General features: G+C 42.6%; 11 protein-coding genes, 1 rRNA gene and 1 other annotated feature. Of the genes, 11 read left to right on the top strand and 1 reads right to left on the bottom strand.

Going from position 1 to position 12,698, the window contains the following annotated elements; all coding sequences use genetic code 11:
* Positions 1–137: 137 nt before the first annotated feature.
* Positions 138–254: ribosomal RNA gene (gene rrf, locus ACOSV2_RS21650) — 5S ribosomal RNA — on the top strand.
* Positions 255–557: 303 nt separating this feature from the next.
* On the opposite strand, the gene ACOSV2_RS21655 is transcribed toward rrf, so the two are convergent.
* Positions 558–704, bottom strand: coding sequence for a hypothetical protein (locus ACOSV2_RS21655; RefSeq protein WP_428976824.1), 147 nt, complete (start codon positions 702–704; stop codon positions 558–560).
* 200 nt (positions 705–904) lie between these two features.
* Between ACOSV2_RS21655 and ACOSV2_RS21660 the strand changes: the two genes are divergently transcribed.
* The 10 genes from ACOSV2_RS21660 to gltX all read left to right on the top strand — a co-directional run bounded on the left by ACOSV2_RS21660 (position 905) and on the right by gltX (position 12,347).
* A complete protein-coding gene (locus ACOSV2_RS21660) occupies positions 905–1,366 on the top strand; it encodes a CtsR family transcriptional regulator (protein ID WP_113970861.1) in 462 nt (153 codons plus the stop codon).
* 19 nt (positions 1,367–1,385) lie between these two features.
* Complete coding sequence (locus ACOSV2_RS21665; protein WP_428976825.1) at positions 1,386–1,934, top strand: UvrB/UvrC motif-containing protein; 549 nt, start codon at positions 1,386–1,388, stop codon at positions 1,932–1,934.
* Positions 1,931–3,013 (top strand): protein arginine kinase, encoded by a 1,083-nt coding sequence (locus ACOSV2_RS21670; RefSeq protein ID WP_428976826.1) that lies wholly within the window; start codon positions 1,931–1,933, stop codon positions 3,011–3,013. Before ACOSV2_RS21665 ends, ACOSV2_RS21670 begins: the two co-directional genes overlap by 4 nt.
* Before the next feature lies 1 nt (position 3,014).
* Positions 3,015–5,462, top strand: a complete 2,448-nt coding sequence (gene clpC, locus ACOSV2_RS21675) for an ATP-dependent protease ATP-binding subunit ClpC (protein WP_428976827.1) — start codon at positions 3,015–3,017, stop codon at positions 5,460–5,462.
* A 331-nt stretch (positions 5,463–5,793) separates the two neighbouring features.
* Complete coding sequence (radA, locus tag ACOSV2_RS21680; protein WP_428976828.1) at positions 5,794–7,170, top strand: DNA repair protein RadA; 1,377 nt, start codon at positions 5,794–5,796, stop codon at positions 7,168–7,170.
* Between the two features lie 3 nt (positions 7,171–7,173).
* Positions 7,174–8,247 carry a DNA integrity scanning diadenylate cyclase DisA gene (gene disA, locus ACOSV2_RS21685; RefSeq protein ID WP_113970866.1) on the top strand — a complete coding sequence of 358 codons (1,074 nt, stop codon included), beginning with the start codon at positions 7,174–7,176 and terminating at the stop codon, positions 8,245–8,247.
* A gap of 213 nt (positions 8,248–8,460) precedes the next feature.
* The gene (locus tag ACOSV2_RS21690) at positions 8,461–9,552 is read left to right on the top strand and encodes a PIN/TRAM domain-containing protein (protein ID WP_428976829.1); all 1,092 of its coding nucleotides are present in this window, start codon (positions 8,461–8,463) and stop codon (positions 9,550–9,552) included.
* Positions 9,553–9,628: 76 nt separating this feature from the next.
* On the top strand, positions 9,629–10,333 hold the full coding sequence (gene ispD, locus ACOSV2_RS21695; protein WP_428976830.1) for a 2-C-methyl-D-erythritol 4-phosphate cytidylyltransferase: 705 nt from the start codon (positions 9,629–9,631) through the stop codon (positions 10,331–10,333).
* On the top strand, positions 10,326–10,802 hold the full coding sequence (ispF, locus tag ACOSV2_RS21700) for a 2-C-methyl-D-erythritol 2,4-cyclodiphosphate synthase (RefSeq protein WP_428976831.1): 477 nt from the start codon (positions 10,326–10,328) through the stop codon (positions 10,800–10,802). The genes ispD and ispF overlap by 8 nt, the downstream gene beginning before the upstream one ends.
* Before the next feature lie 87 nt (positions 10,803–10,889).
* Positions 10,890–12,347: a glutamate--tRNA ligase gene (gene gltX / locus ACOSV2_RS21705; protein WP_428976832.1), complete on the top strand. Its 1,458-nt coding sequence runs from the start codon at positions 10,890–10,892 to the stop codon at positions 12,345–12,347.
* Positions 12,348–12,390: 43 nt separating this feature from the next.
* Positions 12,391–12,612, top strand: a binding site (T-box leader).
* Positions 12,613–12,698 lie beyond the last annotated feature (86 nt).

Consider the following 12,698-nt stretch of genomic DNA (forward strand, 5'->3'; position numbering starts at 1 on the left):
GTTGACTGATACTAATCGATCGAGGACTTAACCACAAAGAGTCATTTTTTAAATGAACAACATGGGTCGATATTCGGCTTTCTTGACATCAATTCTTTATCTAGTTTTGAAGGAACAACCCTTCAATTGAATATTCGTCTGGTGACAATGGCGAAGAGGTCACACCCGTTCCCATGCCGAACACGGAAGTTAAGCTCTTCAGCGCCGATGGTAGTTGGGGGATCTCCCCCTGTGAGAGTAGGACGTCGCCAGGCAAATGTGAAGAAAGAGTAGCTCTTAGGGGCTGCTCTTTTTTATTGTTTGAATTGATGAAATCGCAGATTGAACATCCATCCTCTATACAGCTGATCGGATAATCTATTTCAGACGTTAATTACTCTGAGTATTTAGGATAATTGGTAAAAGACGCAAAAAACGAAAAATTGACGCAATAATATTCTAAAACGACGCAATTACCACGAATCCACGATTCAAAACACTCAGTTCATCCCTGAAAACCCATCTTTGGTACAAAATAGAGCACTTTCTCTTACTAATCACCCAATTCGCCACAACTTTTAGGAAACAATCCATCCAAATTTAATAATAAATTCTACTCTTCCTTCATCACAACACCAAAATAGCTTCTTCATCCATCCCATCACAAACCGATCCATCCCTCCAACCATCACATCCCTAAAATCAACTCCTAGCCACAATACCATCGCACTCCCCAACCAAAACCTCACACCACTCTCTCAGTGCCCCATTTCCTTAATTCTATCCAACAATCTCACATTCCCACGTTTAAAACCTTCCTAAAACAGGAAAACTTCTAAGGTCATACTTCATAATTGCAAAGTTTAAAACGCGGTTGTATAATTATAGTCAAATATAGTCAAAGTCAAAATGAGGAGGAGGTTTGATGAGGAACATATCCGACATCATTGAACATTATTTAAAGAATGTTTTAGAACTGAGTGAAAGTGAGATAGTCGAGATTAAAAGAAGCGAGATTGCTGATAAGTTTCAATGTGTTCCTTCTCAAATTAATTATGTAATCAATACCCGGTTCACGATAGAACGAGGGTATGTAGTAGAAAGTAAACGAGGTGGCGGGGGCTACATCCGAATCATGAAGGTAAAGGCCCACGATCAAGTTCATCTTATCGACCAGCTAGTGGCTTTAATCACACAAACCATCAGTCAGAATACGGCGGCAGATATTGTGTTTCGATTAGTGGAAGAGGATATTATTTCTGAGCGGGAAGCGAAGATTATGCTGAGCGTAATGGATCGTTCGGTGATCATGGTAGATTTACCTGAACGGGATGTATTGAGAGGAAGAATGCTCAGAGCCATGCTGGATACATTGAAGTATGAGTAAGTTTTGAGAGGTGAGTAGGATGGTTTGTCAAGAGTGTAGTGAAAGACCTGCAACCCTTCATTTCACCAAGGTGATCAATGGGGAAAAGACAGAGGTTCATTTATGTGAACAATGCGCTCAGGATAAGGGTGAAATGTTTATGTTTGATTCTTCTTCCGGGTTCTCTGTGAACAATCTATTGGCAGGTCTTCTTAATATAGCACCTGCATTTAAGCAGGCAAAAGAAACGGAAATTCCTAAGACAGAGGTATTACAGTGTGAAAAGTGTAAAATGACTTTTCAGCAATTCATTAACGTAGGACGCTTCGGCTGTGCTCATTGCTATGAAACGTTTAAGGATGAACTTACTCCTCTTTTAAAGCGTGTTCACAGTGGGAATGTGGAGCACCATGGGAAAGTTCCGGAACGCATGGGTGGAGCCATTCACATAAAGAAAAAGATTCAGCAATTGAAATCGGATCTGCAAACGATGATTGCGGATGAAGAGTTCGAAAAAGCTGCAGATATACGAGACGAAATTCGCTCCCTGGAGAAAGATGCTACTAAAGAGGGGGGAGATAAAGGATGAGTCTGGAGAAATTTTTACAAAATGCTGTTAGTTCCTGGATGAATGAAGAAGGACCGAATTCAGATATTGTTCTAAGTTCACGGGTCCGGCTCGCAAGAAACATGACGGACTTTCGTTTCTCCACTCTATATTCTTCAGAAGAAGCTAAAGAGATTGTGGATCGCGTGAAGGATAAGCTCTCTTTATACCCTGGGAATTTAGGAGAATTAGAATTTTTAGCTACAAGTGAGATTCAGCCTCTCCAAAAGAGGGTATTGATGGAGAAACACCTAATTAGTCCTAACTTAGCGGAGGACACGAATTATGGGGCTGTCCTTCTATCCAGTGAAGAAGATATTAGCATAATGGTAAACGAAGAGGACCATATTCGAATACAGTGTTTATATCCAGGATTGCAATTGAAGGAAGCTTTACAGAGAGCGAATCAGATTGATGATTGGTTTGAAAGTGAATTTGATTTTGCTTTTGATGAGAAACATGGATATTTAACGACTTGTCCCACTAATGTGGGGACAGGGCTTAGAGCTTCCGTGATGATGCACTTGCCGGGTCTGGTTCTGACCCAGCAATTAAATCGCATCATTCCTGCCATTAACCAATTAGGTCTGGTGGTAAGAGGGATATATGGAGAAGGCAGTGAGGCGTTAGGGAACATCTTTCAGATCTCGAATCAAACGACACTTGGTAAATCAGAAGAAGATATTGTGGAAGATTTATTGAGTGTTGTAAAGCAAATCATTGATAAAGAACACTCGGCACGGGACGCATTAGTTAAAACGTCTAACATACAATTAGAAGATAGGATCTTTCGTTCACTTGGCGTATTGGAGCACAGTAGAATTATCGAGTCCAAGGAAGCAGCGAAGTGTTTATCGGATGTCAGACTTGGAATAGATTTAGGATACATCAAAGTCATATCTAAGAATATATTGAATGAACTAATGATTTTAACCCAACCTGGATTTTTACAACAATATTCTGGAGGTCCATTGAGACCAAATGAAAGAGATATAAGAAGGTCTTCTTTGATTCGGGAGCGAATTAAGTTAGATAAAGATACATGTGAGGAGGAAAAATAATATGATGTTTGGTCGATTTACAGAAAGAGCACAAAAGGTATTAGCATTAGCTCAAGAAGAAGCTATTCGTCTGGCGCACAGTAATATTGGTACTGAACATATTTTATTGGGACTTGTCCGCGAAGGTGAAGGGATTGCCGCTAAAGCACTTACGGCGTTGGGACTGAGCCCTGAAAAGATTCAGAAAGAAGTGGAAGGGTTGATCGGAAAAGGTACCGAGAAATCTCAAACGATCCATTATACACCCCGAGCGAAGAAAGTGATTGAGCTTTCTATGGATGAGGCTCGTAAACTGGGTCACTCATATGTAGGAACGGAACATATTTTATTAGGGTTGATTCGTGAAGGTGAAGGAGTAGCCGCTCGTGTACTTGGCAATCTTGGAGTCAGTTTAAATAAAGCAAGACAGCAGGTATTGCAGTTACTTGGCAGTAATGATTCAAGTAACCACCAGGGCGCGGGCAATGCAAATGCCAATACGCCTACCCTTGATAGCTTAGCCCGTGACTTGACGGCGATTGCCCGTGAAGGCAGTTTAGATCCGGTTATAGGTCGAAGCAAAGAAATTCAGCGTGTCATCGAAGTGCTGAGTCGACGTACGAAGAATAACCCGGTGCTGATCGGTGAGCCTGGTGTAGGTAAGACCGCGATTGCAGAGGGTCTCGCCCAGCAGATCATTGCCAATGAGGTTCCTGAGATTCTTCGGGACAAACGCGTCATGACCCTGGATATGGGTACAGTGGTAGCCGGTACTAAATATCGTGGGGAATTCGAGGATCGATTAAAGAAAGTAATGGATGAAATCCGTCAAGCAGGTAACATCATCCTGTTCATCGATGAGCTTCATACATTAATCGGAGCAGGTGGGGCTGAAGGTGCCATTGATGCGTCAAACATCTTAAAACCATCTCTTGCCCGCGGGGAATTACAGTGCATCGGTGCGACGACATTAGATGAGTACCGTAAATATATTGAAAAGGATGCTGCGTTAGAGCGCCGTTTCCAACCAATCCAAGTCAATGAGCCAACGGCAGAAGAGTCCATTCAGATTCTTAAAGGTTTACGTGATCGCTATGAAGCCCATCACCGCGTGTCGATTACAGATGAAGCGATCGATGCGGCAGTGAAATTTTCTGATCGCTATATTTCAGACCGCTTCTTACCGGATAAGGCGATCGATTTAATTGATGAAGCTGGCTCTAAAGTGCGCTTACGTTCTTATACAACGCCGCCAAACTTGAAAGAGCTTGAAGCCAAGCTGGAAGAAATCCGCAAAGAGAAAGATGCAGCGGTTCAAAGTCAAGAGTTTGAGAAAGCAGCTTCTCTAAGAGATTCAGAGCAAAAACTTCGTGAAGAGTTGGAAGAAACGAAGAACACATGGAAAGAAAAGCAAGGTCAGGAAAATACAGAAGTGACCGTTGAAGATATTGCGAAAGTTGTATCGAACTGGACAGGAGTACCGGTATCTAAGCTTGCTCAAACGGAAACGGATCGCTTACTTAAATTAGAGGAAATCCTCCATTCCAGAGTCATTGGTCAATCTGAAGCCGTCGTAGCGGTGTCAAAAGCTGTCCGTCGTGCAAGAGCGGGGCTTAAAGATCCGAAGCGTCCAATCGGTTCCTTTATCTTCTTAGGACCGACAGGGGTGGGGAAAACAGAACTTGCCCGTGCGCTGGCGGAATCTATGTTCGGTGACGAGGATGCCATGATCCGTATTGATATGTCCGAGTACATGGAGAAACATTCGACTTCCCGTTTAGTAGGTTCTCCTCCAGGGTATGTAGGATATGAAGAAGGCGGCCAGTTAACGGAAAAAGTTCGCCGTAAACCGTATTCAGTCGTCCTGTTGGATGAAATTGAAAAAGCACACCCTGATGTATTTAACATTCTTCTACAAGTCTTGGAAGACGGGAGATTGACGGATTCCAAAGGAAGAACGGTAGACTTTAGAAACACTGTGTTAATTATGACATCTAACGTTGGTGCCCAGTCCCTTAAGAGCAATAAATATGTTGGGTTCAATATTCAAGATGGAAAACAGGATTATAAGGATATGAAAGGCAAGGTGATGGAGGAGCTGAAACGAGCGTTCCGACCAGAATTCCTTAACCGTATCGATGAAATCATTGTGTTCCATTCCCTTGAAAAAGACCACTTAAAAGAGATTGTGACCTTGATGTCCAACCAATTGACAAATCGCTTGAAAGAGCAGGATATTCATTTAGAGCTTTCAGCTGCTGCTAAAGAAAAAATTGCAGATGAAGGATTCGATCCTGAATACGGTGCGCGTCCACTGCGTCGTGCCATTCAGAAACATGTAGAGGATAAACTGTCAGAAGAACTATTAAGAGGTAAGGTACTGACAGGACAGAATATATTGATCGATGTAGAAGACAGTGAGTTTGTTGTGAAGATAAAAGAAGAAGAAGCAGCAAATACTCCTACTTAATACAACGATAGAAAAAGAGGTACACGTATATGTTTTTCGTGTACCTCTTTTATCATAATATGGCTTTTCTGAAATGCTTGTCGCCTCTGATCAAGCCACCTGCGCTTTTCTGATTGTCCAGCTCCGGTGGCTAGTCCCTCGAGGTCATAAGTCAAGCTCGCCAAAAAGGCAAAGACCGCCTTTTCAGCGAGCTCGCCTTATGCTTGTCGGGCCTGATCAAGCCACCTGCGCTTTTCTTGTAACCATTACATAAAACCGATACAATCATTCCAAAAGGGTATTTATATGGAAGGGTTAGAGTACAAATAGAGTAAAAGAGGAGAAGAATAGATTGGCAAAGAAAAAGACAAAGTTTGTATGTACATCTTGTGGATATGAGTCTGCTAAATGGATGGGGAAATGTCCAGGGTGTAATGAGTGGAACACGATGGTGGAAGAGGTTGAGATGACGGGGAAGAAGCCTCGTGGGTCGTTTATGCATTCTGAAAATAGCGGGCCAACTAAAGCAGAAAAGCTTATCTCAATCGAAACAAAGCAAGAACCAAGAGTATTGACCGAGTCGAAAGAGCTGAATCGGGTGTTGGGTGGGGGAGTCGTTCCGGGATCACTTGTGTTGATTGGTGGAGATCCGGGAATCGGAAAATCTACTTTATTGCTCCAGGTTTCTGCCCAGCTGGCTGATCAAAAGCAGAAGGTTTTATATATATCCGGAGAAGAATCCATCAAGCAAACAAAACTTCGGGCAGATCGATTACATGTGAAATCCGATGATCTATATATATTTGCAGAAACAAATCTTGAATTGATTCATCAGACGATTGAACAGATCTCACCTGATTTTGTCATCATCGACTCGATTCAAACGATTTTTCACCCAGAAGTGACGTCTGCTCCAGGCAGTGTTTCTCAGGTAAGGGAATGTACAGCCGAATTAATGAGAATAGGGAAGACCAAAGGCATCGCCATCTTTATTGTAGGGCATGTTACAAAAGAAGGATCGATTGCAGGGCCTCGTTTATTGGAGCATATGGTTGATACCGTGCTGTATTTTGAAGGGGAGCGTCATCATTCGTATCGTATTTTAAGAGCCGTGAAGAATCGATTCGGATCGACGAATGAGATGGGGATTTTTGAAATGAAGGAGCTTGGTTTGGAGGAAGTCGCAAATCCTTCTGAGATATTCCTGGAGGAGCGCTCCCAAGGCGCGGCAGGCTCAACGGTCGTTGCTTCCATGGAAGGTACAAGACCTGTTCTAGTGGAGATACAGGCCCTTGTCACCCCGACCAGTTTCAACAACCCACGACGAATGGCTACGGGGATAGATCATAGCCGTGTTTCACTCATTATGGCCGTATTGGAGAAACGGGCAGGAATGCTATTGCAGCAGCAGGATGCCTATCTGAAAGTGGCAGGTGGAGTTAAACTGGATGAACCGGCGATTGATTTGGCCGTTGCAGCGAGTATAGCGTCGAGTTTTCGGGATAAAGCGTCAAGGGCCCACGATTGTATCATTGGAGAAGTTGGTTTGACAGGTGAAATCAGAAGGGTTTCGAGGATTGAGCAACGTGTCCAGGAAGCGGCAAAACTAGGCTTTAAACGTGTGATTATTCCCCAAAATAACTTAAGTGGGTGGCAGCCGCCTTCTGATATAGAGATTACAGGAGTATCAAATATAAACGAAGCGCTGGCTATTATTTTAGGAGGATAGGAAATGGAAGATAAGAAGGCAAGAGAGAAGTCCATGTCGGATATTTTACAATTCGTTGCTCCTGGTGCCCCGATCAGGGATGGCATTGATAATGTGCTGAGAGCCAATACGGGTGGGCTCATTGTTGTTGGCTACAATGATAAGGTGAAATCTGTACTGGACGGCGGATTTCATATCAATTGCGCTTTTTCTCCCAGCTATCTATATGAGTTGGCCAAGATGGATGGGGCCATCATCTTGAATGAAGCGGGTACGAAGATTATTTTGGCCAATGCACAGTTGGCTCCAGATGTGTACGTTCCTTCCACTGAAACTGGAATGAGACACCGTACAGCTGAGCGGGTTGCAAGACAAACCAATGCCCTTGTCATCGCCATCTCTCAACGGAGGAACGTCATCACCCTGTACCAAGGTAACTTTCGATATGCATTAAAGGACATCTCTGTCATCTTGACGAAAGCCAACCAGGCGATTCAAACATTGGAGAAGTATAAGGTGGTGCTGGATCAGAGCATTTCTAATTTATCGGTGTTGGAGTTCGAGGAGCTTGTCACACAAAGCGACCTGCTGCAAGTTCTTCACAGATTCGAAATGGTTTTAAGGATTAAGAACGAGTTATTGACCTATTTAAGCGAGCTGGGTGTTGAAGGAAGGTTGATCCGCCTGCAGATGAATGAACTATTGGCGGATATCGAAGATGAGGCGATGCTCATTATAAGGGATTATTCCCAGGAAAGAAATATCAAGCCGTTCGAACTCCTCTATAAATTTCAGGAGCTTGTTCATTCAGAGGTATTAGAGGATAATGTCCTATTAAAACTATTAGGCTATCATGGGTATGTTCACCACGATGATGCCATCTATCCAAGAGGATACCGCGTGTTGAATAAAATTCCGCGTTTACCGATTGTGATCATCGAAAACCTTATTACGAGGTTTGAAACCCTCCCTCATGTAGTGAGTGCTTCAGTGGATGATTTGGATGAAGTGGAAGGAATCGGAGAGGTCAGGGCCCGGAAAATCAAAGAGGGGTTAAAACTGATCAAAGAACAAACGTTTGCCGATCGACAGTTATAGGTATGTGGTCCTGTATTTGCCATATATGGTATAATTGAATCATTTTCAAAAAATTGACAGTCTTTATAAGACATGTTAGCCTTCACTTAAGGAAGCTAGTAAAATGGGATAAGTATATCAAAATGGTTTCCATTCGATTAAATTTAAAATTTCAAGGACTTAGAGGTTTCAAAGATAGTAAATTGTTTATAATGAATAGGAGGAGGTGAGGGAATGTTAAAAAGAATCGTTCAAGCGTGCTTCCTTATCGTCGGGGGAACACTGGGGATATTTCTTCTTCCCGAATTATTTACCGTCATAAATTTATCAGACATTCCTTTAATTAATAACCCTTATATGACTGCTATATTTGGTGCCATTATTTTTTATATTCTTACGTTTTGGGCAGTCGAGTATGTCGTCAATTTCGTCAAGTGGTTTGAAGATAGTTTAGTAAAAGCTCCAGTAACGGATCTGTTATTTGGCAGTTTAGGTCTGATTATCGGTCTTTTTGTTGCGTATCTGTTTGGGATTCCTTTCAATCAAATGGAGATTCCGATTGTCAACACAGTGATTCCGATTCTATTAACGTTGATTCTTGGATATTTAGGATTTCAGGTTGGCTTTAAGAAGAGGGATGAACTGGTCAGTTTGTTCGGCACTTCAAATAGGGGTAAGAAAAAAGGGACTGACGAAGATTCTGATGAAGAGGGTGTGAAAACCCTGAAGATACTGGATACGAGTGTGATTATCGATGGTCGTATCGCAGATATCTGTCAAACTGGATTCTTAGAAGGAATTGTCGTGATTCCACAGTTCGTGCTGGAAGAGCTTCAGCATATTGCGGATTCTTCAGACGTGTTAAAACGAAACCGTGGACGACGCGGGCTTGATATCCTGAATCGAATTCAAAAGGAGCTTCCTGTAGAGGTTCAGATTTATGAAGGTGACTTCGAGGAAATTCAGGAAGTTGATTCGAAGCTGGTAAAATTAGCGAAGCTTACGAATGGGATTGTTGTAACGAATGATTTCAACTTGAATAAAGTATGCGATCTTCAAGGTGTACAAGTATTGAATATCAATGATTTAGCTAACGCCGTTAAGCCTGTTGTATTACCAGGAGAAGAATTGAAGGTACAGGTAATCAAAGATGGGAAAGAACATAACCAAGGGATTGCCTACCTCGATGATGGTACGATGATTGTAGTGGAAGAGGGACGCAATTATATCGGCAAGTACATAGATGTACTTGTAACATCTGTTCTTCAAACCTCTGCAGGCCGGATGATCTTTGCTAAGCCCAAACAATTAGAAAAAGCTTTATAAGTAATCATTGCCCTGACTCTATTGATTCAGTAAGGTATAATAAATAGTATTACTCGAGTGTTAAAGGAGTTATCGTATGGAATATGAAGTTGTCATTCCGGCTGCAGGGCAAGGGAAACGAATGAAAGCGGGCAAGAACAAACTGCTCCTCGAGCTGGATAGATGTCCAGTCATTATTCATACACTTCGCGTCTTTGAACATGACTCCCATTGTCAGGGGATCTATTTAGCGATTCATCCATCGGAGCGGAATGCTTTCAAGAGTTTATTAGACCGTTTTGGTATTAAGAAGGTCGTTAAGCTTGTAGATGGCGGGGAAGAAAGACAGCATAGTGTATACAATGCATTGCTTGAGGTTGATCATGAAATTGTTCTCGTACACGACGGGGCAAGGCCATTTATTAAAGAATCCACGATTCAACAATTAGTAGAGAAAACCCATTCAACAGGAGCGGCCATTGCTGCTGTTCCTGTTAAAGATACGATTAAAAAAGTACTGGATGGGGAAGTCGAGGAAACGATTGAACGCTCAAGCTTGTGGATGGTTCAAACTCCACAAGCTTTTCGTGTTTCATTGTTGAAAAGAGCGCACAGGGAAGCGGAGCAAGATGGTTTTCTTGGAACAGACGATGCTTCGCTGGTGGAACGAATGGATGTTGAGGTTGCTGTTGTCGAGAGTGATTATGACAATATTAAACTGACGACACCTGAGGACTTATATTTTGCTGAGGCCATTTTGAAGAAGCAAGAGGAAATGAGTGGAGGAGACAACCATGTTTAGGATCGGACAAGGTTTTGATGTTCATCAATTAGTAGAAGAGAGACCTCTTATTATGGGAGGTATAACGATACCATATGAAAAGGGATTATTAGGACATTCAGATGCAGATGTATTATTACATGCTGTAGCGGATGCGTGTTTGGGGGCTGTGGCTGCAGGGGATATCGGCAAGCACTTTCCAGACACAGATCCTGAGTTCAAGGATGCAGATTCAGCAAAGCTTCTTCAGCATGTATGGGCTCTTGTGAAAGAGGAAGGGTATGAATTAGGGAATATCGATTGCACAATCATTGCGCAGAAACCGAAGATGGCTCCTTATATTGATGAAATGAGACAAAGCATTGCAGCGTTATTAGAAGCAGATATTACGCAAGTGAACGTAAAGGCCACAACCTCTGAGCAGCTTGGTTTTACTGGGAGAGGCGAAGGGATCGCAGCGCAAACGACCGTGTTGATCAAAAAGAAGTAAGGGGATAAATTCGCTTTATTCCCTTTCATAACGGTGTTAAAATAGGTCAGAGACTTTAATGCAGGAAGACAAAGAGGAGGAAATCAAATGACAAAAGAAGTACGCGTCCGTTATGCTCCAAGTCCAACGGGTCATTTACATATTGGAAATGCAAGAACCGCTTTATTTAATTATCTATACGCTCGCAGTGTTGGTGGAAAGTTCATCATCCGTATTGAAGACACGGATAAGAAACGTAATATTGAAGGCGGAGAAGAAAGTCAGCTTAAATATCTTCAATGGCTTGGAATCGATTGGGATGAGAGCACAGATAAGCCGGGTGATTACGGTCCTTATCGCCAATCCGAGCGTAACCATATTTATGAGCAGTATCTAAATGAGCTGTTAGAAAGCGGACAAGCCTATAAGTGCTACTGTACGGAAGAAGAGCTTGAAGCGGAACGTGAAGCGCAATCAGCATCAGGTCAAATGCCCCGCTACTCAGGGAAATGCCGCAACCTGACGAAAGAGGATCAGGACAAATTAGCAGCTGAAGGCCGCAAGCCGAGCCTTCGTTTCCGAGTCCCTGCAGGAAAGGTCTATTCTTTCAATGATATCGTGAAAGAAGATGTAGCCTTCGAATCAGACGGAATCGGTGATTTTGTCATTGCGAAAAAAGACGGTACGCCAACGTATAACTTTGCCGTTGCAGTAGATGATTATCTGATGAAAATTTCACACGTTCTCCGCGGGGAAGATCATATTTCCAATACGCCAAAACAATTAATGATTTTTGAAGCTCTTGGATGGGAAGCACCCGTCTATGGACATATGACATTAATCGTTAATGAAAGCCGTAAAAAGCTAAGTAAGCGTGATGAAAGTATCATTCAGTTCATTGAGCAATACGAAGCCTTAGGTTATTTACCGGAAGCTTTATTCAACTTCATTGGGTTACTAGGCTGGTCTCCAAAAGGAGAAGAAGAGCTATTTTCTAAAGATGAGTTTATTGAAATCTTTGACCCTGAGCGTTTATCGACTTCTTCTGCTCTGTTTGATAATCAGAAGCTTACATGGATGAATAATCAGTACATGAAGAATCTGGAGTTAAGTCAAGTTGTGGAGTTATCCCTTCCACACTTAATCAGTGCGGGTAAACTGGATGAGGATATGTCAAGCGAGCAGCGTGAATGGGCGAGTCGCGTCATCTCTTTATACCAGGAGCAAATGAGCTTCGGTGCTGAAATCGTAGAGCTGTCTGAAATGTTCTTCAAGGTAGATCTTGAATATGATGAGGATGCCAAGGCGGTCTTGGAAGAAGAGCAGGTTCCTGAAGTTCTTCAAGCTTTCTTGAATGAAATCGAAGCTCTTGAAAATTATGAAGCAGCAGAAATTAAATCGTCTATCAAAGCGGTGCAAAAGTCGACTGGTCATAAAGGGAAAAAGCTGTTCATGCCGATCCGTGTAGCGGTAACAGGTCAGACTCATGGTCCTGAATTACCGAATGCGATTGAGCTTTTAGGGAAAGATACCGTTAAACATCGTCTGCAAATTCTTTTAGGTTAACATTTTGGATGTTATGTAATATAGTAAGAGTATCACAATAAATGATATCGCGTTGATGAGGAGAAGTAAGAAAAGGATGCTTAGTAGAGAGAACCACCACCGGCTGAAAGTGGTTTAAGCCCCTCCGATTCTGAAATGCACCTCTGAGCCCGTTACTGAAATATAGTAGGTAAAGGCGGTTTCCTACCGTTAACAGGATTTGAGTTGGGGAAGGTTGTTTTTCTTCTCAATCAGAGTGGAACCGCGCTACCTAAGCGTCTCTGTCAGTTTATTGACAGGGGCGTTTTTTTATTGTCTGACCAAGCCGCCTGCGCTTTTCTATTGTCTAGCTCCGGCGGCTAGAGGCTCGAG

This window comes from Rossellomorea sp. DUT-2 (assembly GCF_052665285.1).